Origin of the sequence: Kitasatospora sp. NPDC001540 (assembly GCF_042894345.1) — a bacterium.
In the GTDB taxonomy this organism is placed as follows: domain Bacteria; phylum Actinomycetota; class Actinomycetes; order Streptomycetales; family Streptomycetaceae; genus Kitasatospora; species Kitasatospora phosalacinea_C.
On the sequence record NZ_JBIAVO010000018.1, the window covers coordinates 127,579 to 149,502 of the forward strand.

Sequence of the window (21,924 nt, forward strand, 5' to 3'; positions counted from 1 at the left end):
TCTCGGGGCGTCCGCTGCCAGCGACGGCACAGCGGAGGAAGTCCGGTGCGAATCCGGTGCGGTCCCGCCACTGTGACCGCGGCTCAGTGAGCCGTGGGAGCCAGGAACTCCGGCCGTCCTCCACTGCCCGGGGCGAGGACCCCGAGGAAGGCCGTTCCATGCGCTGCCGCCTGCCCGCGCTCCGCCGGGTGCCCGCCGTTGCCGGGCCGCCCCGTGCCGTCCGCAGGGCGCGACCTGCCCGCCCCGCCCTGCCCGGGTGCCCTGCCCTGCCCGTGTGCCCCGTGCCGTTCGAGACGCCCGGGAGGGCCTCCGCATGATCCTGCTGCTGTCGACGTCCGACACCGACCTGCTGAGCGCCCGGGCGGCCGACGGCCCGGTGCCGTTCCGCTGGGCGAACCCGGCGCGCCTGTCGCCCCAGGAGCTGCCCGCGCTGCTGGAGGGCGTGGAGCTGGTGGTGGTGCGGCTGCTGGGCGGCCGCCGGGCCTGGCAGGAGGGGTTGGACGCGCTGCTGGCGGGTCCGCGCCCGGTGGTGGTGCTGACCGGTGAGCAGGCGCCGGACGCGCAGCTGATGGAGCTGTCGAGCGTCCCGGCGGGCATCGCGGCGGAGGCGCACGCGTACCTGGCGCACGGCGGCCCGGCGAACCTGGCGGAGCTGGGCGCGTTCCTGTCGGACACGGTGCTGCTGACCGGGCACGGTTTCGCTCCCCCGGCGTCGGCGCCGTCCTGGGGCCCGCTGGAGCGCGAGGCGCGCACCGCCGAGGGCCCGGTCGTCGCGGTGCTGTACTACCGGGCGCACCACATGAGCGGCAACACGGCGTTCGTCGAGACGCTCTGCCGGGCGGTCGAGGACCGGGGCGCGCAGGCGCGGGCGTACTTCTGCGCCTCGCTGCGCGGGGCGGAGCCGGAGCTGCTGGCGGAGCTGGGCGCGGCGGACGTGATCGTGACGACCGTGCTGGCGGCGGGCGGCACCCGGCCCGCGGACGCGCAGGCGGGCGGCGACGAGGAGGCGTGGGACGCGGGGGCGTTGGCGGCGCTGGACCGGCCGATCCTGCAGGCGCTGTGCCTGACCTGGTCGCGGGCCCAGTGGGAGGGCAGCGACGACGGCCTCTCCCCGCTGGACACGGCGACCCAGGTGGCCGTCCCGGAGTTCGACGGTCGGCTGATCACGGTGCCGTTCTCGTTCAAGGAGGTCGACGCGGACGGGCTGACGGTGTACGCGGCGGACCCGGAGCGGGCGGCGCGGGTCGCGGGCATCGCGGTGCGGCACGCCCGGCTGCGGCACACCCCGGCGTCCGAGCGGCGTCTGGCGCTGGTGCTGTCCGCGTACCCGACCAAGCACGCCCGGGTGGGCAACGCGGTGGGCCTGGACACCCCGGCGTCGGCGATCCGGCTGCTGGAACGGCTGCGCGCGGAGGGCATGGACCTGGGCGACGGCCTGCCGGGTTTCCACACCGGAACGGAGCGGGGCCACGAGGGCGACGCGCTGATCCACGCGCTGATCGAGGCGGGCGGCTACGACCAGGCCTGGCTGACCGAGGAGCAGTTGGCCCGCAACCCGGTGCGCATCCCGGCGGCCGACTACCGCCGCTGGTACGCCACCCTGCCGGCGGCGCTGCGCGAGCGGGTGGAGGAGCACTGGGGCCCGGCGCCGGGCGAGCTGTACGTGGACCGTTCGCAGAACCCGGACGGCGACCTCGTCCTGGCGGCGATCCGCTCCGGCAACCTGCTGGTGCTGGTCCAGCCGCCGCGCGGGTTCGGCGAGAACCCGGTGGCGATCTACCACGACCCCGACCTGCCGCCCAGCCACCACTACCTGGCGGCGTACCGGTGGATCGCGGCGGACCGCGCGGACGGCGGTTTCGGCGCGCACGCGGTGGTGCACCTGGGCAAGCACGGCAACCTGGAGTGGCTGCCGGGCAAGACGGCGGCGCTGTCCGCCGAGTGCGGCCCGGACGCGGCGCTGGGCGACCTGCCGCTGGTCTACCCGTTCCTGGTGAACGACCCGGGCGAGGGCACCCAGGCCAAGCGCCGGGCGCACGCGACGCTGGTCGACCACCTGGTGCCGCCGATGGCGCGCGCCGACTCCTACGGCGACATCGCCCGGCTGGAGCAACTCCTCGACGAGCACTCGAACATCGCGGCGATGGATCCGGCGAAGCTGCCCGCGATCCGGGCGCAGATCTGGACGCTGATCCAGGCCGCGAAGCTGGACCACGACCTGGGGTTGGCGGAGCGGCCGGAGGACGACGGCTTCGACGACTTCCTGCTGCACGTGGACGGCTGGCTGTGCGAGGTGAAGGACGCGCAGATCCGCGACGGCCTGCACGTGCTGGGGCAGGCGCCCAGCGGCACCGACCGGGTCAACCTGGTGCTGTCGATCCTGCGGGCCCGGCAGATCTGGGGCGGGGTGAGCGCCCTGCCGGGCCTGCGCGAGGCGCTGGGGCTGGACGAGGCGGCGCTGACGCTGGGGGCGACGGACGCGGCCGAGGCGAAGGCCCGTTCGCTGGTCGAGGCGATGGAGGCGGAGGACTGGAACCCGGCCGCGGTCGCCAAGGTCGCCGAGGGGCTGCCGCCCGCGGTCGCCGACGTGCTGACCTTCGCCGCGACCCAGCTGGTGCCCCGACTGGCCTCCACCACCGACGAGTTGGACGCGGTGCTGCACGCCCTGCGGGGCGGTTTCGTCCCGGCCGGCCCGTCCGGCTCCCCGCTGCGCGGGCTGGTGAACGTCCTTCCCACCGGCCGGAACTTCTACTCGGTGGACCCGAAGGCCGTACCCTCCCGCCTCGCCTGGGAGACCGGCCAGGCGCTGGCCGCCTCCCTCGTCGAGCGCTACCGGGCCGACAACGACGGCCAGTTCCCGCCGTCCGTCGGCCTCTCCCTCTGGGGCACCTCGGCGATGCGCACCGCGGGCGACGACATCGCCGAGGCGCTGGCGCTGCTGGGCGTGCGCCCGGTGTGGGACGACGCCTCGCGCCGGGTGACCGGCCTGGAGCCCGTCCCCGTGGGCGAGTTGGGCCGTCCGCGGATCGACGTGACGCTGCGGATCTCGGGCTTCTTCCGGGACGCCTTCCCGCACGTGGTGGCGCTGCTGGACGACGCGGTACGCCTGGCGGCCCGCCAGGAGGAGCCCGCGGAGCAGAACTTCGTCCGGGCCCACGTGCAGGCCGACCTGGCCGAGCACGGGGACGAACGCCGGGCCACGGTGCGGGTGTTCGGCTCCCGCCCGGGCACGTACGGGGCGGGCCTGCTGCAGCTGATCGACAGCCGGGACTGGCGCACCGACGCGGACCTGGCCGAGGTGTACACGGTGTGGGGCGGCTACGCGTACGGGCGGGGTCTGGACGGGCGGCCCGCGCGCGAGGAGATGGAGAGCGCGTACCGGCGGATCACGGTGGCGGCGAAGAACACCGACACCCGCGAGCACGACATCGCCGACTCGGACGACTACTTCCAGTACCACGGCGGCATGGTGGCCACCGTGCGGGCGCTGACCGGCTCCAGCCCGGCCGCGTACATCGGCGACTCGACCCGCCCGGAGACGGTGCGCACCCGCACCCTGACCGAGGAGGCGGCCCGGGTCTTCCGCGCCCGGGTGGTCAACCCGCGCTGGCTGGAGGCGATGCGGCGGCACGGCTACAAGGGCGCGTTCGAGATGGCCGCGACCGTCGACTACCTGTTCGGCTACGACGCGACCACCGGCGTGGTCGCGGACTGGATGTACGAGAAGCTGACCGAGGAGTACGTGCTCGACCCGGTCAACCGCGAGTTCTTCGCCGAGGCCAACCCGTGGGCCCTGCACGGCATCGCGGAACGCCTGCTGGAGGCCGCCGGGCGCGGCCTGTGGGCGGAGCCGGACGCGGCGCTGCTGGACGAGCTGCGGCAGGTGCTGCTGGAGACGGAGGGCGACCTGGAGGGCGAGTGACGGCGGCCGGGCGGCCCCCGGCCGGAGGGCGGTGGCCGCCCGGGGCGGGTCGCGGCGGCCGGGGCGAGTGACCGCGCGGGATCCGGGCAGGCTTGGGGGGACCTTGACATGCCGGTGATCGAATAGGGGTGCCTTCCGGCACCACCGGACGGACAATCTGCCCATGAACCTGCGAACCGCCCTCACCCGACCCGCCCGCTACGGCGCGCTGGCCTCCGGCGCGCTGCCCGTGCTGACCTTCCCCGGCGCGGGCCTGGCCTGGCTGGCCTGGGCGGCGCTGGTGCCGGGGCTGCTGCTGATGCGCGCGGCGGACGGGGCGCGCGAGGCGGCGGTGCGCGGCTGGTGGTTCGGCGCGGGGTTCATCCTCACGGGGATGTACTGGCTCATCCCGTCGATCGGCCCGGGACTGCCGGTGCTGGCGGTGCTGTTCGGCGCGCTGCAGGCGCCGCTGGGCCTGGCGGCGTGGTGGCTGCTGGGCGGCGAGCCGTCGCCGCGGCGTTCGGCGGCGGCGCTGGTGGTGCTGCCCGCGGTGTGGGTGTGCGCCGAGTACGCCCGTTCCTGGGGTGCGCTGGGCGGGCCGTGGGCGGTGCTGGGCGCGACCCAGTGGGAGCATCCGGCGGTGCTCGGCCTGGCGTCGATCGGCGGGGTGTGGCTGGTCAGTTGGGCGCTGGTCGCGGTGAACGCGGCGCTGCTGGTGGTGCTGTGCGCGCGCGGCCTGCGGGTGCGCGCGCTGGCGGCGGCGACGGCGCTGGCGGCGCTGCTGGCGGGTCCGGCGGCGTTCTCGGCGCTGGCGGCCCCGGCGACGGCCGGTTCGGCGGCGGTGGCGCTGGTGCAGGCGGGGTCGACGCCGGACGAGCAGGCCCGGCTGGAGGCGAACGTGCGGATCACCCGGGCGCTGGCGGGCCGCCCGGTGGACCTGGTGGTGTGGGGCGAGAGTTCGACCACCGAGGACCTGGACCGGCAGCGGGCGACGGTGGACCGGCTGGCGGCGCTGTCGCGCTCCACGGGGGCGCAGCTGCTGGTCGGCGAGGACGCCCGGAAGGCGGACGGCAGGATCTCCAAGGACGCGGTGCTGGTGGACGGTTCGGGCGTGCTGGCGCGCTACCGGAAGATCCGGCTGGTGCCGTTCGGCGAGTACATCCCGCTGCGTCCGCTGCTGGGCTGGATCGCCGGGGTGAGCGCGGCGGCGGGCGAGAACCGGGTGCCGGGGAGTTCGGTGCACCTGCTGCCGGTGGTCGGACGGGACGGGCGGCCGCTGCCGGTGGGGGCGCTGATCTGCTTCGAGTCGGCGTTCCCCGACATGTCGCGCACCGCGGCCCGGCAGGGCGCCGAGCTGATCGTCTACCAGTCGGCGACGTCGACGTTCCAGTCGACCTGGGCCCCGGCGCAGCACGCCTCGCTGGGGGCGCTGCGGGCCGCGGAGAGCGGCCGCCCGGTGGTGCAGGCGGCGCTGACGGGCGAGTCGGTGGCGTACGACGCGCAGGGGCGGCGGCTGGCCCGGCTGGGCACGGACGCGTCGGGGTCGGTGACGGTGCAGGTGGCGCTGGCCGATCCGGCGGCCCGCACCTGGTACGTGCGGCTGGGCGACTGGGTGCCGCTGACGGCGCTGGCGGTGGTGCTGGCGGCGGTCGCGGCCGCGGCCGGGCCGGTGCTGCGCGAGCGCGGCCGCCCGGGGCCGCCGCCGTCGGCGACGCCCACCGGCCTGCCGTCGGCCCGGGTGTGAACTCCCGTGCGCGACGGGACCGGTGGGGCCGATGGGGTCGCCGCGCCCGCCGCGCTCACTCCTTCTCCTCCACCGCGTGGATGCCGAAGAGCGCGCCCTGCGGGTCGTGCAGGACGGCCAGCCGGGGCCCGTCGGGGACGTCGGTGGGCGGGAGGGTGACGGTGGCGCCGAGCAGGGCGGCGCGTTCGGCGCCGAGGTCGACGTCGGCGACCACGAAGTACGGCATCCAGTAGGGCGCGACCTCGGCCGGGAACTGGTCGGACATGTCCATCATGCCGCCGAAGTCGCGTCCGCCCAGGCCGAACCGGGTGTACATCTCGCCCGCGTTGACGCTCCAGCCGAACACCCGGGCGTAGAACGCGGCGGCCGACTGCGGTTCGCGGGTGGCGAGTTCGACCCAGCCGAGGGAGCCGGGCGCGTCGCGCAGGTCGACGCCGCGCAGGGCGGCGGGCTGCCAGGTGGAGAAGACCGCGCCGGTGGGGTCGGCGGCGACGGCGAACCGGCCCCAGTCCAGGGCGTCCGTCGGCGGGACGATCAGCGTGCCGTCGGCGTCGGCGATCTCGTCGGCGGCGGCGTCGGTGTCGGGGGTGTGGAAGCCGATCGTCCAGGCGGTGGGCTGTTCGGGCCGCATCAAGGCGCTGAGTCCGGCGACGAGTCGGTCGCCGAGGTGGAGCCCGGTGTAGCCCATGGCCCTCTCGTCGGGGACGACTTCGGCGCGCCAGCCGAAGAGTTCGTGGTAGAAGGCCTTGGCGGCGGCCGGGTCCTTGGTGGCGAGTTCGACCCAGCAGGGTGCGCCGGGGCTCGGTTCGGTGCTGGTCACGGTCGGCTCATCTCCAGGATCAGTTTGCCTCGGACGTGTCCGCCCTCCACCGCGGCCATCGCCTCGGCGGCGCGTTCCAGCGGGTAGCGGGCGCTGATGTGCGGGTCGAGGGTTCCGGCGGCGACGAGTTCGGCGAGGGCGGCGAGCGGGGCGGCGGTGCCGTCGCGCTCGACGTAGGCGCCGCCGAGTTCGGCGGCGGTGGCCGGGTCGGCGGTGGAGACCAGCCGGCCGGGGGCGCGCAGGGCCCCGGCGACCTCCCGGACGGCGTCCCCGCCGATCAGGTCGAGCACGGCGTCCACGCCCTCGGGGGCGACGCCGCGCAGCCGGTCGGCGACCCCGGGGCCGTAGCGGACGGGGGTCGCGCCGAGCGAGCGGGCGTACTCGGCGCCGCCCTCCCCGGCGGTGCCCAGCACCTCCAGGCCGCGGCCGCGGGCGAGCTGCGCGGCGACGGTCCCGACGCCCCCGGTGACGCCGACGACCAGCAGGGTGTCCCCGCGCCGCAGGCCGAGGGCGGCGAGCTGGTCGAGCGCGTCGTGGGCGGTGGCGGCGGCGACGGGCAGCGTGGCGGCCTCGGCGAAGCCGACGGTGCGGGGCTTGTGCGCGGTGGCGCGGGCGGGGAGCAGCGCCTCCTCGGCGAAGGCGCCGCCGGGGGCGGTGCCGAAGACCTCGTCGCCGATCCGGAAGCCCGGCACGTCCTCGCCGACGGCGGTCACCACTCCGGCCGCCTCGCTGCCCATGACCAGCGGCGGGACGGCGTCGGTGCCGAACCAGCCCTGCCGCCTCTTCCAGTCCGCGGGGTTGACCCCGGCGGCCACCACCCTGATCCGCAGCGTGCCGGGCCCGGGGACGGGCGCCGGCCGGTCCAGGAACGCCTGCTGCTCCGGTCCGCCGTACGCGACGAACCCGAATGCCTTCGCCATCCGGTCCCTCCTCCTGCTGTCGCCCCCTCCCGTCCCTCCCACCTTGCCGGGGTACCGGCGAGTAGCCCGGGGGGCGGTGGGCCGAACGGGAGGGGGCGCCGTCCGGGAGGCAGCCCGCCCCTGCCCGCGGTGCGGCCTTCACCGTCGTCGGCCGGGCGGGCGGTTCACGGCACGAGGACGATGCGTCCGGGCAGGCCGCCCTCGGCGAGTCGCGCGTGGGCCTCGGCTGCGGCGGTCAAGGGGTAGGTCCCGGCGACGCGGGTGAGGAGCACGCCCTGGTCGGCCAGGCGGGCCAGGTCGGCGAGGAGGGCCGCGTCGGACCGGACGCTGACGGCCTCGACACGGATGCCGCGCTCGGAGGCGGGTTCGCTGCCGGGCCACACGCCGCCGTAGACGCCGCCGTCGCGGACAGCGGCGAGCGCGGCGGCACCCAGCCTCGCGGTGTCCAGGACGCCGTCGAAGGACGCCGGCTCGGCGGCCTCGCCGCGGGCCAGGAAGTGATCGGCGCCGCGGGCGCGGACGAACTCTTCGCAGGCCGCGTCGGCGACCCCGGTGACCTTCAGGCCCCGCTGGTGGGCCAGCTCCACCGCGTGGGCGCCCACCCCGCCGTTCGCTCCGACGACCAGCAGGCTCTGCCCCGGAGCCAGGTCGAGCAGGTCGAGCAGCTGGGAGGCGGTCGTGGCGTTCAACGGCAGTGTGGCGGCGTGGACGTCGTCGAGGGAGACGGGAGCGGGGGCGAGGATGTCGGCGGCCACCACGATGTGCTCCGCGTGGGTGCCCAGCGGCTTGTGGTGCCCGGTCACCACCGCGAAGACGCGCTCGCCCGGCTTCCAGTCGACGCCGGGTCCGACGGCGTCGACGACCCCGGCCACGTCGAAACCGAGCCCGACGGGGCCCTGGCCGCCGAAGGCGCCGGAGCGCATGGCGAGGTCCACCGGGTTGACCGCGGCGGCCTTCACCTCGACGCGCACCTGCCCCTCGCCCGGAACGGGCAGCGGGTGCTCGGTGATCTCGACTGCCTCGGGGCCTCCGAAGCGGGAAACGGTCGCGGCGCGCATGGTCATGGTCCTCCTCCAGGAGCGGGCGGGTGCCGCCCGGGCGTTGATTAGGGGTGACGTCCGGTCTCGCGGGGCCGTCGGCGCCGCCCCCGCGGGGTCCGCGCCGGGGCGGTGTCACGGCGTCCCGCTGCTCACCGATCGGTCGTTACGTACGATTGGTGCGTAACCCCATGCTGCGTCAGCACGGAGGGGCCCACAAAAGGCACACGCGTGTGCGGAGCCGGAAGAGCAGGTGCGCCATGCAGGTCGACCGGAAGACCGAGCGGACCGCCGCGCTGCCGGGGCCGTGCGCCCGCTGGCCGGCCGAGCAGGGCGAGACGATCCGGCAGATCGTGGACCGGGCCGGCGACAAGTGGACCGTGCTCGTCATCGGCACCCTGCAGCACGGCCCCCTGCGCTACACCGACCTGCAGAACGCCGTCACCGGCATCTCCCAGCGCATGCTCACCCACACCCTGCGCCAGCTCCAGCGCGACGGCCTGGTCACCCGCACCGCGTACCCCGAAGTGCCCCCGCGCGTCGAGTACGCCCTCACCGACCTGGGCACCACCCTCCTCGACGCCGTCACCGCCCTCGTCGACTGGGCGGGCACCCACCACGACGAAATCCAGGACAACCGCGCCCGCTACGACGGCGAGGCCGCCGTCGACTGACGCGCGACGCCCCGCACCGGTCGTCCCCTCGCACCGGGGGGCGCTCCATCCGTACTTGCACACGCGGGCATTCTCGATCTGCGGAGATAGTGGACCGCAGGTTCGCCGCGGGGTTCTCCTCGACGGGTACCGCCACTGACGACCGTTCCCCCTGGAGGACGCCGTGCTCGCTGCTCGTCTGCGCACCTGGGACACCGCTCCCGCCCTGGAAGAGACCGACCCCCCGGGACCGGCACCGGACGGTGAGGTGGTCGTCAAGGTCGAGGCCGCCGCCGTCACCCACCTCGACCTCACCGTCATGACCGGAACCTTCGTCCACCGGCCCGCCCTGCCGTTCACCCCCGGCACCGCGGGCGTCGGCACCGTCGTCGCAGGCGGCGCCGCGCTGCTCGGACGCCGGGTCCTGGTGCGCGGCGGCGGCATCGGCCTGGAGCGGAACGGCACCTGGGCCGAACAGGTCGCCGTGCCGGTCGGCGCGGTCCGCGGAGTCCCCGAGGAGACGGACGCCGCACTCGCGGCCACCTGCTACTCCCCCATGACCACCGCGTGGGCCGCCGTCGGAGCAGTGGGCCGGATCGGGCAGGGGGAGCGGGTCCTGGTCACCGGGGCCGCCGGCGCCGTCGGCTCGCTGTGCGTGCAACTGGCCGCCCGGGCCGGCGCCCACGTCGTCGCCGTGGTCCGGGACGACGACGCGGCCCGCGCCGTCCCCGACGCCGCGCACGAGATCCTGGTCGGCCCGGCACCGGAGGCGGCCGCGATCGGGGAGGACGCCGACGCCCTGCTCGACACCGTCGGCGGGGACGCCCTCCCCGGCCTCCTCCGGGCCGTCCGACCGGGCGGACGGGCGGTCCTGATCGGCTACGTGGCCGGCACCGCCCTGCGCCTCGACCTGCCCACCCTGCTCTCCCGGGACATCGCGCTGCTCCCGGTCAACATGGTCCGCCGCCACGTGCCCGCCCCGGTGTTCGACGCGCTCCTGGAGGACCTCACCAGCGGTCGGCTCACCCTCCGCACCGCCACCCTGCCCTTCGCAGAAGCGGCGCGCGCCGTCACGGTCCGCCGGAAAGGCGGACTACGGGGAACACTCGCCGTGCTGATGTGAGCGGCAAAAGCTCACCGCACTGCCGGTGCCGGACGAAGTGACCGCCCGCAAGGCGGCCGCCACCGAAGCGACCGCGGTGGCCGCTCGACGTCCGGAACACCCCGACGTCAGGTCGACGACGCGCCGCGCCCCGGTAAGGCGCCGCTCGACCTCCGCGCCGAGGTCGAACACACCCGGCACACTCCCGCCCCGGCCCCCTGGTCGGCTGGCGACGGACCGTCGCGGGTCAGCCGCCCAGGCCCGGGATCCAGACCAGGCGCAGGACGTCGATCGTGCGCTCGTCGGCGTTGACGAACAGCTCCGCGGTGACGGCCGGGGCGAGGACGACGCTGCGCAGGTCGCCCCAGGCGTCGACCGGGGTGCCGGCCCGGTCGTCGAGGAGGACGAGGGCGGCGGTGACCAGCGCGAACAGGTCGTCGTCGGCCTTCGAGATCGCGATCATCGTCTGGGCGGGCTGGTCCTGCAGCCAGACCTGCCAGCCGTTCACGTCGCCGTCCCGGTCCGCCGCCCGCGGGTGCGGGCCGGTCCGCTCCCGCGGCCGCCGCGCCGCACCTGCCGTGCTCCGGGTTCCGCCGTCGCGGTCATCCCCTCGCCTCCCCTCGCGTCCCGACCGACCGTACCCCCTCCCCAGCCGATCCGTCCGCTCGCTCCCCGGGGGGAGGCCGGTGCCCGGGCTGCTGTCGTGACGCCAGTTCGACGGTGCCGGGCGGCAGTTCGGGGTGCCCCGGGCCGACAGCGTTCCGCCGGGTCAGTACCGTGGCGGTCACCACGAGCGCAGTCGGCCAGGACGACGCCGGGCAGGACCGAACGGGAGGGCACCGTGCTGCACCACCTCATCACGCAGGACGCCGACCTGCGCATGGTTCCCACCGACCGGGCCGAACTGGCCGCCGCGGTCGACCGGCTGCACGCGGAGCTGTCCGCGGGGGCCGACCCCGATCGGGCCCGGGTCCTGGCCCGGTGGATCGGCATCGGCCACCTCGGACTGGGGAACCACGACGAGGCCCGCGCGTTCCTGCGGCGCGCCCACGAACTGGCCGTCGCCGCCGGGGACGCCCGGGCCGTCGTCGCCACCGGCGTCAACTCCGGCGACGCCCACCGCTACGCCGGGGACCTCGAGGCCGCGGACGCGTGCTACCGCAGCGCCCTGGACACCGCGCGGAGCGCCTGCCCGGAACTCCTCGACTTCGCGCTCCAGCACTTCGGCAAGCACCTCGCGGAGCGCGGCGACCTCCCCGGCGCCCGCGCACACCTGCAGGAAGCCCTGCGGCTGCGGACCGCCAAGGGGGACGCCGAACTGATCGGGTCGACCCGGGACGCGCTCGACCTGGTCGAGTCGCTGCTGCGGGCCGCCGGGGAGTGAGGGCCGGGGCCGCGCCGCCGGTCAGCGGTGCGGGCGCGGACGCGGACGCGGGCGCAGCAGGGCGGCGGTCTCGGCGCGGCGGTTCCAGGCGATGACGGCCAGCGGGACCATGAAGAGGAACGGGGTGCCCGCGTTCTCGCCGTGCATGGCGGTGAGTTGGACGGCGAACGCGCAGCCCAGGAAGGCGATCAGCGCCGTCGCGGCCGGGCCGGCCAGGCGGGGCAGCAGCAGGCCGATCGCGCCGGAGAGTTCCACCAGGCCGGTGAGGTACATGAACCAGTCGCCCGCGCCGATCGCGTCGAAGACCGTGGTGGCGCTCGGGAGCGCGAGCAGCTTGGGCAGGGCGCTGGCCAGGGCGAAGAACAGCGCCATCAGGATCCGCAGCGTCCGGACCGTCCGGCGGAGGGCCTTCCCGGGCGCAGCGGCGGAAGCGGCGGAAGCGGCGGAAGCGGCGGCGGTGGTGGCGGTGGCGGCGGTGGAAGTAGCGGTGGTGGAAGTAGCGGTGGTGGTGGTGTTGGGCATCTCAGGTCTCCCCGGTGGGCTGTCGTTGCTCTCACCGCCTTCGACGGCCGCCGCCCCGGGAACTCATCGGTGCCCGGAGGGGAAATTCCTCCGCCCGCGCGGTCAGGGCACCGGGGGGACGTCCCACCAGCGGTCGGCGGTGGCGCGGGCGAGTTCGGCGTCGTACCGGCGGGCGTCGAAGCGGAAGTCGGGCAGGCGGGGCTCGTCGCCCGGGGTCTCCCAGTCGGACCAGACCACGAGGCCGTCGTGGCGGCGGACGGACGCGGCGAGGTAGCCGCAGCAGTCGCCGGTGCACTCGGGTTCGCCGAGCAGGACGCGGCGGGCCTCGGCGCCCGCCCGGAGCGGGCCCTCGCCGGTGGCGGGCAGCAGGAGCGGGGCGTACCCGCCGAAGCCGCCGGGGCCCGTCGTGTCGGCCACCAGGTCCGCCCCGTCGACCCGGACCCGCACCTCGGCGGTGCAGCGTTCGGACCGCAGCACGTCGATCCGCAGGTGGTTGAACACCCGGCCGTCCTGAGGTCGGTGGGCCCTTGGGAAGGGGTACTCTCGGGCGGCGTCCGGTCGCTCGGGGTGGCCGGGCAGGCACGGGGTGTCGGGGGCGGCGCGGGCCGGGACGGGCGGCTGGTGGACGGCTGGTTGGGCCACCGGCTGGCGGTCCTCTCCGACCGGGTCCGCTGGTGCTGCGGCGCGGAGGGAACCGCCGGGCTGCTGGCCCTGCGCGCCCTCCTGCGCCGCGAGTTGGCCGAGCACCCGGTCGAAGTCGCCTGGACGCACGGCGACTTCACCCCCGGCAACCTGCTGTTCCGCTCCCCCGCCCGCCCCGGCCCGCCGCTGGACGACGATCCGCCCGTCGCCGAGTCGTCCGTCACCGGCCTGGTCGACTGGGCGGACGCGACGGCCGACGGCCCGGCCGTGGTCGACCGGGCGTCGTTCGCGCTCGCCCTGGGCGGGCTGCTGGAGGGCCGTTCCTGGGGCGAGCAGGTGGTGGCGGCCCTGCGCACCGGCGCCCTGCGCCGCCCCGAGGTCGGCGAACTCCCGCTCTCCGGAGCCCTGTTGGCCTGGTTCTGGCACGTCTCGGGCAACCTGGAGAAGTCCCGACGCTTCGCCCGCAACCGGCACTGGCTCCGCGAGGTCCTCGTCCCCGTACTGCGCGAACTCGCCGCTCCGTGACGCCCCGTGGCACTCCGGGCGGGCTCAGGGCGGGCTCAGGGCGCGCTCAGGGCAGCGGGGTACCGCCGGTGGCGTTGACGATGTCGCCGGTGATGTATCCGGCCTCCGGCGAGGCGAGGAAGACGTAGGCGGGCGCCATTTCGGCGGGCTGGGCGGGGCGGCCCAGCGGTGACTGCTTTCCGAACCCGGCCACCTTGTCGGCGTCCATCGTCGCGGGGATGAGCGGCGTCCAGATCGGGCCCGGGGCGACCGCGTTGACCCGGATCCCCTCGGGGGCGAGCTGCTGCGCGAGTCCTTGGGTGAACGTGACGATGGCGCCCTTGGTGGCCGCGTAGTCCAGCAGGTGCGGGCTGGGCTTGTAGCCCTGCACGGACGTGGTGTTGATGATCGACGATCCCGGCCCCAGGTGCGGCAGCGCCGCCCGGCACAGCCAGAACATCGCGTAGAGGTTGGTCTTCACCACCCGGTCGAACTGCTCGGTGGTGATGGCGGCCAGCCCGTCCGGCTGGGACATCTGGTAGGCGGCGTTGTTGACGAGCACGTCGAGGCCGCCGAGCTCGTCGACGCAGCGGGCCACCAGGTCGGTGCAGAACCGCTCCTCCCGCACGTCGCCCGCCACGGCCAGGGCGCGCCGCCCGGCGCTCCGGACCAGCCGGACGGTCTCCCGGGCGTCCTCCTCCTCCGCGGGGAGGTGGCAGAACGCCACGTCGGCACCCTCCCGGGCGAACGCGAGCGCGACGGCCCGGCCGATGCCGGAGTCCGCGCCGGTGACGAGCGCGACCCGGTCCGTCAGCCGTCCGGTGCCGCGGTAGGTGTCCTCGCCGTAGTCCGGCTCCGGGTCCATCTCGGCGCTGCGTCCGGGGTGGGGCTGCTGCTGCTCGGCGAAGTCGGGCTTCGGGTACTGCTCGGTGGGGTCGTTCGGGGTGAACTGGTCACGGGTCATCGGTCGTCCTCCCAACGGGCTGCTCCGGGGCCGCTCCGACCGCCCCGGGCCGGGTACGGGCCGGGTACGGGCGCCTCCGTGGCGCCGGTCGGCGCGCAGACCCCTCGCGACTGCCCGGGCCGGAGCCGGCGAAACCTCTCCCACCTGCGCCGGGGTGCGGCGGGCCGGATGGGTTCACCAGGCGTCGTGGGTCTGTCGCGGGACGGCCGGGGTGCGGCCGGTGGCCACCCGCAGGAGGGCCTCCAGGATGCCGGTGCTCTCCGCCGCGGACAGCGCGGCGGTACGCGGCAGGCCGTCGGGGGTGCAGGCGATCTCCAGGAGGACCCGGGCGGCGTCGGCCAGCGCGGCCGCGGCACGCTCCGCGCGTTCGACCGGGTCGGGGTCGGGGCCGATCGGCAGCCCGAGCGCCTCGGCGGTGTGGCGCCGCTCGCGGCGTGCCTCGTAGGCGCGCTGTCGGCAGGACTGGCCGCAGTACTTGGGGCGGGCCCCCCGTTTCCCCGCCGCGGGGACGGGCTTGCCGCACCAGACGCACGGGGGCGTGTCCGGGCGGTCGTCCGTCCCGGGGACGGGGGCGGTCCTGCGGGCGGGACGGGTGTCGGGGGCGGTGGCATCGTCCATGCCCTGATCCAACGCCTGCGGCCCGGCACCGGAGGAGGGCGCGGAACCGGTTCACCTGAACGGGGGGCGGGGCACGTGACGGCCGCGGTCGGCCGAGGGTCCGTCTTCAAACCCCCGTCGCAGCCCTGCGGCGTCTGGTGCGTGCTCTCGGCGTGCCGGGTGGAAGGCCTCGTACTGGATGTACTTGGCCTTTCGCCCGGTGCGGCGAGAGGGCGTGCCGAGGGGGCACCTCCCAGCCCCCCTTGGGGCTGGGGGAGTCGTGGGGCAGGCGGGGGTTTGAAGACGGACCCTAGGGCCCGCACGCGTTCCCAGTGCTGCCGGACGCCGCCCCGGGCGACGCGGAGCCGGGCGGCGGCGGTGCCGGGCCCTCGTCGTGCGATCGTGCGCCCGCGGCGGAGCGACTGCCAACCGCCTTCGCGACGACCTGTCCGTTTTTGCCCCACCGTGCGGACGCCGTCTCCCGCCCCGTTACGGCCTTCCGTCCACCGCCGGGCGCGCGACCCCGTCGCGTCGCGTCCGAAACTGCCAAGCAGTGCGTACGCACCCACCGAGGTCCGCGCCGCGCCCTGACGGGCCGTCGGGGCGGGGGCGTCTCTCCGTTGCCCGCGCTCGCCCCCGTCCCATGGAGAGGTTTCAGCTCTCGTACCCGAGCCCGGGCTCGGGCGCCGCTTCGAGGTCGGCCTCGGCGATCCGCCGGGCGATCTCGGCGGGACGGACGGGGCGGCCGAAGTGCCAGCCCTGGGCGAGGTCGCAGCCCATCAGGCGCAGGCGTTCGGCGTCGGCGCGGCTCTCCACGCCCTCGGCGGTGACCGACAGCCCCAGGGTGTGGGCGAGCGAGACCAGTCCGCTGACGATCCGCCAGCCGAGGTGGGCGTCCTTGGCGGGGTCGTGCAGGTCCCCGACGAAGGAACCGGCGATCTTGAGGTTGGAGACCGGCAGGTCGCGCAGGTAGGCGAGGTTGGACCAGCCGGTGCCGAAGTCGTCGACGGAGAGCGAGACGCCCATGTCGACCAGCGCGTGGAGGGCCTTGAGCGCCTCGTCCTCGGGGCCGACCACGGTCGACTCGGTGATCTCCAGCTGCAGCATGGACGGGTCGAGCCCGGTGCTGCGCAGGGTGCGTTCGACGTCGCCGACCAGTCCGGCGCTGCGGGCCTGCCGCACGGCCAGGTTGACGCTCACCCGGGGTGCCCGGTCGCCGAACCGGGCGACCCAGTCGGCGGCCTGTTCGCAGGCCTGTTCCAGCACCCAGCGGCCGAGCGGCATGATCAGCCCGGTCTCCTCGGCGACGCCGACGAACTCCTCCGGACCGAGCACCCCGAGCTGCGGGTGCCGCCAGCGCACCAGTGCCTCGACGCCGGCCATCGCGCCGGAGGCGAGGTCGACCATCGGCTGGTAGTCGATGAAGAACTCGCCGCGGTCCAGCGCGGCGGGCATCCGCACCGACACCGCGTAGCGACTGACGGCGCGCGCGTTCTCCTTGGGGTCGAAGAGCGTCCAGCGTCCGCGACCGGCCTCCTTGGCGCGGTACAGCGTGAGGTCGGCGGCCCGGACGGCGGCGCCGGGCGTGGTGGTGGCGATGCGCCGCTCCAGCACGCCGACGCTGGCGCCGACGGCTAGCCGGTGGTCGCCGATGACGACGGGCTTGGCGAGTGCGGCGAGGACGGTCTTGGCGGCGGCGACGGCCTCCTGCTCGCCGCGGCAGTTCTCCAGCAGCACCACGAACTCGTCGCCGCCGAGCCGGGCCACCATGTGGCCGAGCGGGCTGAGCGCGTTCTCCAGGCGGCGGGCCACCACGGTCAGCAGCTGGTCGCCCATGTCGTGGCCGAGGCTGTCGTTGACGACCTTGAAGCCGTCCAGGTCGACGTAGCACAGGCCGAAGCGGACGTCCGGCTCCGGCTCCTCGAAGATCTTCTCCAGCCGTTCGAAGAACGCGGCCCGGTTGGGCAGGCCGGTCAGCGGGTCGTGGGTGGCCTGGTGACGCAGCCGCTCCTGCAGGCGGTAGCGGTCGGTGACGTCCTCCAACATGGCGACCTGGTAGAGCGGGACGCCGTCGTCGTCGCGGATCAGCGAGACGGTCAGGTGGGTCCAGACCACTTCGCCGTCGCGGCGGTAGTACGGCTTGTCGAACTGGAAGTACTCGCGCTTGCCGCTGATCAGCTCCTCGTACGCCTCCCACACGCCGGGGGTGTCCTCGGGGTGGACCAGGTCGTTGACCCGCACGCCCTGCATGTCCTCGGGGCCGGCGCCGAAGATCTCGCCGAGGGCCCGGTTGACGGCCAGGATGTTGCCGTCGGTGTCGCCGAGGCCGATGCCGATCGCCGCGGATTCGAACAGGGCGCGGAAGCGGGCCTCGGAGACCCGCAGGGCCTTCTCGACCTCCTGCCGGGCGGTGTCGGCGGCGAGCCGGATCGCCTCCTGCTCGCGCAGCGTGCGTTCGCGCAGGGCCGCGGCCCAACCGGCCGCGAAGGCGCCGCTGAGCTCCGGTCCGCGCTCGTCGGGGACGGCCTGACGCTGGATCAACTGCACGGCATCGGCGAGCAGTTGCGGGTCGGTGAACTGGCTGTCGATGAGCAGCGCACCGGCCTGCCCGGCCAGTTCGGGGCGGAACGGGTGCTCGCGGGCGGCGCGCAGCAGCAGGTCGGCGGTGCGGGCGATCAGCGGGTTCAGCACGCCGGGACGCACCGCGGCACCGTGCCCGGTGCGCAGCATGGCGGACCAGGCGGTGCGGAAGTCGGCGGTCGCGGCCTCCTCGGTCTGCACGTCCTGCGCCGCCTCCGCGCCGGGCAGGCCGTCGCGGCCCGGCGCACCGTCGTTGCCCGGCGGGCCGGGCAGGCCTGCCGACTCGTTCACGACAGACGTCCGACTCCGGCCATCCCGGCCATCCGCTCGGGGTGCGGGCCGACCGAGTCCGCGTCGTCGGGGCGCCATTCGGGCAGGTAGACGACGCCGGGTTCGACCAGTTCGTAGCCCTCGAAGAAGGCGGTGATCTGTTCGCGGTTGCGCATGGTGAGCGGGGTCGGGGTGGAGCGGTACAGGCTCTGGTGGGAGCCGGCCTGGTCGGGGCGGCCCTCCAGGGAGGCGTGCGAGAGGATCAGGATGCTGCCGCTGGGCAGGGCCTCGCGGAGCTTGGCGAGGATCTTGGCGGGCTCGTCGGCGTCGGTGACGAAGTGCAGGACGGCGTTGAGGATGATCGCGACGGGTTCGCCGGGGGCGAGCAGTTCCTCGACCTCGGGGCGGGCGAGCAGGTCGTCGATGTTGCGCAGGTCGGCGTCGACGACCTGGCAGAGCGGGTCGTCGGCCAGGATGAGGCGGCTGTGCGCGACCGCGACGGGGTCCATGTCGACGTAGACGACGCGCGCGTCGGGTCGGCGCTCGCGGGCCACCTCGTGGACGGCGCCGAAGGTGGGGATGCCGGAGCCGATGTCCAGGTAGCGGCTGATGCCCTCCTCCGCGGCGAACTGGGTGGCGCGGCGCAGGAAGGCCCGGTTCGCCCGCATGATCATGGGCAGGTCCGGCCAGAGTTCGATCGCCTTGCGCGCCATCTGCCGGTCGACCTCGAAGTTGTGCGATCCGCCGAGGTAGTAGTCGTAGACCCGGGCGGCGTTCGGCTTGTCGAGGTCGGTCCCTGCGGGCACCCAGTTCGGACGCGCCATGACGGCACTCCCTCCGACGTGGCAGTCGAAAATGGCAATAGGACATAAAGATCTTCCTATATTTGTGATGCGCATCGCAAGCGGCGGCATCCGAACGGCGGCGCGTCCCGCCTGGCGGATCACCCCGGCCGGACGACCGACCGCGCGAGGGGCCGCGACCTCGGCGAGCCCCGGGTGCCGGAGTCGCGCCGACGCACCCCGGACGGCGAGGTCGCGCCGGCCGGCCTGATGCCGCACCGCGACCGGGCCCCGGCCACGCGTCCCGCCGGGCGTGCGCACCCACGGCGCGGACGGCACTACCGTCTCCGGATCCACCGTCCGGCCCGGGGGGCGCGGTCCGCCGGAGACCGAGGCCCGTCGGCTGCCCGGGCACCTCGGCTCGACGCCCGTCCGGTGCGGCGACGCGGCCGTCGGGCAGCCCAGGCTCGACGTCTGCAACGAGGTGGTGGACGCCCTCGACCTGGCGCTGCGGTCGGGCACCCCGATGGAGCGGCGGGTGGGGAGCCTGCTGCGCACGCCGCTCGGTTCACCGGCCGCGCGCCGGCTCGAGCCCGACGGGGGACCGTGGGAGGCGCGCCGCGGGGCTTTCGTCCGCTCCCGTGGGGCAACGGGGTTGGACGCGGCGACGCTGTCCGTCGCCACCGCCGGTCTCCTGCCGCCGGACGACCCGCGAGTGGTGCGCGCCGTGGCGGCCGCCCAGGAGGACCTGGACCACGGCGGGCTGGTGCGTCGCCACCTGCGCCCGCCGGGGCGGCGGACGGCCCGTCCGGTTCCGAAGGGGCTTTCCTGGCCCGCTCGTTCCGGTCGGCGGACGCGCCGGAACTGCTGGGCCGCCGCGGCGAGGCGTGCGAACTGTCCCTCAGGGCAGCTTCGTTGGCCGGTGCCCCGGGCCCGCCCGGCGAGCGGTGGGATCCGGTGGGCGGCCACCGGCCGGGCGGCACCCCGCAGGCGTTCACCCTTGTCGCCCCGACCAACACCGCGTCCCGGCCGGGCGGTTGGCGTTCGTCGCGGAAAACGGCAGCCGCCCACCTGCAGACCCTGCTGGTGGGCGGCGCCTCTGTTGTGGTGGTGCGTTGCGGCTCTCCCCGCGTCAGTCGGGTGGGGTCGCTACCTGCTGCGTGCTACCGGCTGCCTGGTGTCAGCTGGTGGCGGTGCAGGTCAGGGTCGGGACGGCGTTGCTGCCCGAGTAGTTGGCGCCGAAGCCGAAGCTGGTGGAGCCGTTGGCGGCGACGGTGCCGTTGTAGCCGGCGTTGTTGACGGTCACGGACTGGCCGGACTGGCTCACGGTGCCGTTCCACAGGTTGGTGATCTGCTGGTTGCCACCGTAGGTCCAGGTGACCTTCCAGGACTTGATCGCGGTGTTGCCCGCGGTCACGGTGACGTCGGCGTTGAAGCCGGCGCCCCAGTCGCTGCTGACCTTGTAGGTGGCGGTGCAGCCGGAGCCGGTGTTGCCGCTGCCGGCCTGGGTGGTGGCGGTGACGGCCGCGGCGGCGGAGAGGTTGCCGGCCGCGTCCTTGGCCTTCACGGTGTACGAGTACGCGGTGGAGGCGGTCAGGCCCGAGTCGGTGTACGAGGTGTTGCTGGTGGACCCGACCAGGGTGCCGCCGCGGTACACGTTGTAACCGGTCACGCCGACGTTGTCGGTGGAGGCGCCCCAGGTCAGCGTGGCGCTGCTGGAGGTGGTGGTGGCCGCCAGGTTGGTCGGGGCGGTCGGGGCGGTGGTGTCGGCGGTGCCGCCGGAGGCCGTGGTGGCGCTGAGCGCCGCGGAGGCCGCGGAGAGGTTGCCGGCCGCGTCCTTCGCCTTGACCGTGTACGAGTACGCGGTGGCGGCGGTCAGGCCCGTGTCGGTGTACGAGGTGGTGGCGGTGGACCCGACCAGGGTGCCGCCGCGGTACACGTTGTAACCGGTCACGCCGACGTTGTCGGTGGAGGCGGTCCAGGTCAGCGAGACGCTGCTGGAGGTGGTGGTGGCCGCCAGGTTGGTCGGGGCGGTCGGGGCGGTGGTGTCGGCGGTGCTGGTGCCGAGCGCCGGGTAGGCGTTCTTCAGCAGCTCCTGGAACTGGGCCGAGAACCAGTGGCCCGCGAGCGGGGCGTTCGGCAGCGCGCCCGACATGTTGTTGTTGTTGCGCGCGTTGCCGGTGTAGGTCGGGTCGCACATGGCGTCGAAGCCCTTGCCCTCGTCGTTCGCGACGGCCGAGCTGGCGCCGTCCGACTCACCCGGGGGCTTCACCCACACGTACGCGGCGATGCCGTCCTCGGGGGCGGCCTTCGGGCGCTCGCCGAGGCCCGCGCCGGACTGGTTGCACCAGTTGCCGGTCTGGAAGCGGCGGTCGATGCGGCCGCCGTCGACGTACGCGTCCACGGTGGTCTTCGGGCCCGGGCCGGCCGGACGGTTCGCGCCGCCCCAGCCGTTGCGGGAGGTGTCGATGATCATGCCGATGTTCGAGTTGAACCCGGACGCGATCGCCTTGGTGCGCCACGCCTTCGCGAAGGACGCCTCGTCGACGTACTGGTTCCAGTCCACCCACTTCGACTGGCGGACGGAGGTGCCGTTCACCGTGTCGGCGACGGTGAAGTTGGGCTCGTGCAGCGCGCCGTAGTTGGCGGTGTTGACGACGAAGCCCTGGACGTTGTTGAGCGTCGAGCCGGACGCGGTGGCGGCCTGCTTGATGACGTCGATGGCCGGCTGCATGTTGGAGTCCCAGCCGAGCCAGCCGTGGTGGCCCGCGTCCACGTAGTTGTAGACGTTCGGGATCGCGCCCAGCTTGGCCAGCGCGTAACCGACGCCCTTGACGTAGTTGCCGTTGGCCTTCATGGTTTCGCAGTTGGCCGTCGAGGTGGCGGTGCCGCCCGCGTTGGTCGTCAGGTTCGGCAGCGAGTCGAGCTCGACCGTGGTGACGATCCGCAGGTTCGCGTAGGCCGGGTCGGCCAGGATCGCGGCGATCGGGTCGATGAACTCGCTCTGGTAGCGCGGCAGGTCGGTGGGGCCGAGCTCGCCGTTCGAGGCAAGGGCGGCGCAGTCGCGGCCCGGCAGGTCGTAGATGACGACCTGGAACACGTACGGCTTGCCCGCGGCCTGCTGCACCGCGGCGTTCAGGTGGTCGCGCAGGCCCATGCCGCCGTTGACGCCGTTGATGGCGGCGATGCGGTCCAGCCAGACGAAGGTGGGCTGGTTGGCGATGGCCGAACCGCCCGGCTCGGCGGCGGCGTGGGAGGACCACTCGGGGTTCACGTAGACCCCGGCGCCGACGAAGGGGTTGTCGACACGGGTCGCCGCGTGGGCGGCGGTGGTCGTCATGGCAAGGGGGATCACGGTTGCGGCGCTGAGCACCGCGGCCGCTGCCGCCGTCCGGAGGCGACGCGTCAGATTTGCCGACACGGTAAGGGAGTCCTTTCGGGTGGGGGACGGACTCGATGAAAACGCCCCAACTAATGGGAGCGCTCCCATACTTGGCCCGGG

17 protein-coding genes and 1 riboswitch are annotated in these 21,924 nt (G+C 74.9%); of the genes, 6 read left to right on the plus strand and 11 right to left on the minus strand.

Going from position 1 to position 21,924, the window contains the following annotated elements; all coding sequences use genetic code 11:
- Positions 1 to 34: 34 nt before the first annotated feature.
- Positions 35 to 110, plus strand: a riboswitch (cobalamin riboswitch).
- Positions 111 to 313: 203 nt separating this feature from the next.
- Entirely contained in the window at positions 314 to 3,922 is a 3,609-nt protein-coding gene (gene cobN / locus ACFY00_RS21870; protein WP_388033114.1) for a cobaltochelatase subunit CobN, read from the plus strand.
- Positions 3,923 to 4,085: 163 nt separating this feature from the next.
- Complete coding sequence (lnt, locus tag ACFY00_RS21875) at positions 4,086 to 5,645, plus strand: apolipoprotein N-acyltransferase (RefSeq protein WP_388033115.1); 1,560 nt, start codon at positions 4,086 to 4,088, stop codon at positions 5,643 to 5,645.
- A 55-nt stretch (positions 5,646 to 5,700) separates the two neighbouring features.
- On the opposite strand, the gene ACFY00_RS21880 is transcribed toward lnt, so the two are convergent.
- From ACFY00_RS21880 to ACFY00_RS21890, 3 genes are all read right to left on the minus strand, one after another.
- Positions 5,701 to 6,465 (minus strand): VOC family protein, encoded by a 765-nt coding sequence (locus tag ACFY00_RS21880; protein WP_388033116.1) that lies wholly within the window; start codon positions 6,463 to 6,465, stop codon positions 5,701 to 5,703.
- Positions 6,462 to 7,385, minus strand: a complete 924-nt coding sequence (locus ACFY00_RS21885) for an NADP-dependent oxidoreductase (RefSeq protein WP_388033117.1) — start codon at positions 7,383 to 7,385, stop codon at positions 6,462 to 6,464. The genes ACFY00_RS21880 and ACFY00_RS21885 overlap by 4 nt, the downstream gene beginning before the upstream one ends.
- A 164-nt stretch (positions 7,386 to 7,549) precedes the next feature.
- Positions 7,550 to 8,443, minus strand: coding sequence for an NADP-dependent oxidoreductase (locus ACFY00_RS21890; RefSeq protein WP_388033144.1), 894 nt, complete (start codon positions 8,441 to 8,443; stop codon positions 7,550 to 7,552).
- Between the two features lie 239 nt (positions 8,444 to 8,682).
- On the opposite strand from ACFY00_RS21890, the gene ACFY00_RS21895 reads away from it, so the two are divergent.
- Complete coding sequence (locus ACFY00_RS21895; RefSeq protein WP_388033118.1) at positions 8,683 to 9,096, plus strand: winged helix-turn-helix transcriptional regulator; 414 nt, start codon at positions 8,683 to 8,685, stop codon at positions 9,094 to 9,096.
- A 163-nt stretch (positions 9,097 to 9,259) separates the two neighbouring features.
- Positions 9,260 to 10,198: a zinc-binding alcohol dehydrogenase family protein gene (locus ACFY00_RS21900; protein ID WP_388033119.1), complete on the plus strand. Its 939-nt coding sequence runs from the start codon at positions 9,260 to 9,262 to the stop codon at positions 10,196 to 10,198.
- Positions 10,199 to 10,424: 226 nt separating this feature from the next.
- On the opposite strand, the gene ACFY00_RS21905 is transcribed toward ACFY00_RS21900, so the two are convergent.
- Positions 10,425 to 10,685: a hypothetical protein gene (locus ACFY00_RS21905; RefSeq protein WP_388033120.1), complete on the minus strand. Its 261-nt coding sequence runs from the start codon at positions 10,683 to 10,685 to the stop codon at positions 10,425 to 10,427.
- A 333-nt stretch (positions 10,686 to 11,018) separates the two neighbouring features.
- On the opposite strand from ACFY00_RS21905, the gene ACFY00_RS21910 reads away from it, so the two are divergent.
- Positions 11,019 to 11,561 carry a tetratricopeptide repeat protein gene (locus tag ACFY00_RS21910; RefSeq protein ID WP_388033121.1) on the plus strand — a complete coding sequence of 181 codons (543 nt, stop codon included), beginning with the start codon at positions 11,019 to 11,021 and terminating at the stop codon, positions 11,559 to 11,561.
- A gap of 21 nt (positions 11,562 to 11,582) precedes the next feature.
- On the opposite strand, the gene ACFY00_RS21915 is transcribed toward ACFY00_RS21910, so the two are convergent.
- Positions 11,583 to 12,083 (minus strand): DoxX family protein, encoded by a 501-nt coding sequence (locus ACFY00_RS21915; protein ID WP_388033122.1) that lies wholly within the window; start codon positions 12,081 to 12,083, stop codon positions 11,583 to 11,585.
- Positions 12,084 to 12,185: 102 nt separating this feature from the next.
- Complete coding sequence (locus ACFY00_RS21920) at positions 12,186 to 12,584, minus strand: hypothetical protein (protein WP_388033123.1); 399 nt, start codon at positions 12,582 to 12,584, stop codon at positions 12,186 to 12,188.
- 120 nt (positions 12,585 to 12,704) lie between these two features.
- On the opposite strand from ACFY00_RS21920, the gene ACFY00_RS21925 reads away from it, so the two are divergent.
- Positions 12,705 to 13,250 carry a phosphotransferase gene (locus ACFY00_RS21925; RefSeq protein ID WP_388033124.1) on the plus strand — a complete coding sequence of 182 codons (546 nt, stop codon included), beginning with the start codon at positions 12,705 to 12,707 and terminating at the stop codon, positions 13,248 to 13,250.
- A 46-nt stretch (positions 13,251 to 13,296) separates the two neighbouring features.
- On the opposite strand, the gene ACFY00_RS21930 is transcribed toward ACFY00_RS21925, so the two are convergent.
- The 5 genes from ACFY00_RS21930 to ACFY00_RS21950 form a co-directional block, all read right to left on the minus strand.
- A complete protein-coding gene (locus ACFY00_RS21930) occupies positions 13,297 to 14,193 on the minus strand; it encodes an SDR family oxidoreductase (protein WP_388033125.1) in 897 nt (298 codons plus the stop codon).
- A 174-nt stretch (positions 14,194 to 14,367) separates the two neighbouring features.
- Positions 14,368 to 14,811, minus strand: coding sequence for a hypothetical protein (locus ACFY00_RS21935; protein WP_388033126.1), 444 nt, complete (start codon positions 14,809 to 14,811; stop codon positions 14,368 to 14,370).
- Positions 14,812 to 15,444: 633 nt separating this feature from the next.
- Positions 15,445 to 17,661: a putative bifunctional diguanylate cyclase/phosphodiesterase gene (locus ACFY00_RS21940; protein ID WP_388033127.1), complete on the minus strand. Its 2,217-nt coding sequence runs from the start codon at positions 17,659 to 17,661 to the stop codon at positions 15,445 to 15,447.
- A complete protein-coding gene (locus ACFY00_RS21945; protein ID WP_388033128.1) occupies positions 17,658 to 18,464 on the minus strand; it encodes an SAM-dependent methyltransferase in 807 nt (268 codons plus the stop codon). The genes ACFY00_RS21940 and ACFY00_RS21945 overlap by 4 nt, the downstream gene beginning before the upstream one ends.
- Positions 18,465 to 19,602: 1,138 nt before the next feature.
- Positions 19,603 to 21,762: a glycoside hydrolase family 6 protein gene (locus tag ACFY00_RS21950; protein WP_388033129.1), complete on the minus strand. Its 2,160-nt coding sequence runs from the start codon at positions 21,760 to 21,762 to the stop codon at positions 19,603 to 19,605.
- Positions 21,763 to 21,924 lie beyond the last annotated feature (162 nt).

Excerpts from the sequence above, each read along its gene's own strand:
- cobN (WP_388033114.1), top strand. The coding sequence starts at position 314 with ATGATCCTGCTGCTGTCGACGTCCGACACCGACCTGCTGAGCGCCCGG.
- lnt (WP_388033115.1), top strand. The coding sequence starts at position 4,086 with ATGAACCTGCGAACCGCCCTCACCCGACCCGCCCGCTACGGCGCGCTG.
- ACFY00_RS21885 (WP_388033117.1), bottom strand. The coding sequence starts at position 7,385 with ATGGCGAAGGCATTCGGGTTCGTCGCGTACGGCGGACCGGAGCAGCAG.
- ACFY00_RS21890 (WP_388033144.1), bottom strand. The coding sequence starts at position 8,443 with ATGCGCGCCGCGACCGTTTCCCGCTTCGGAGGCCCCGAGGCAGTCGAG.
- ACFY00_RS21895 (WP_388033118.1), top strand. The coding sequence starts at position 8,683 with ATGCAGGTCGACCGGAAGACCGAGCGGACCGCCGCGCTGCCGGGGCCG.
- ACFY00_RS21915 (WP_388033122.1), bottom strand. The coding sequence starts at position 12,083 with ATGCCCAACACCACCACCACCGCTACTTCCACCACCGCTACTTCCACC.
- ACFY00_RS21930 (WP_388033125.1), bottom strand. The coding sequence starts at position 14,193 with ATGACCCGTGACCAGTTCACCCCGAACGACCCCACCGAGCAGTACCCG.
- ACFY00_RS21935 (WP_388033126.1), bottom strand. The coding sequence starts at position 14,811 with ATGGACGATGCCACCGCCCCCGACACCCGTCCCGCCCGCAGGACCGCC.
- ACFY00_RS21945 (WP_388033128.1), bottom strand. The coding sequence starts at position 18,464 with ATGGCGCGTCCGAACTGGGTGCCCGCAGGGACCGACCTCGACAAGCCG.
- ACFY00_RS21950 (WP_388033129.1), bottom strand. The coding sequence starts at position 21,762 with ATGACGACCACCGCCGCCCACGCGGCGACCCGTGTCGACAACCCCTTC.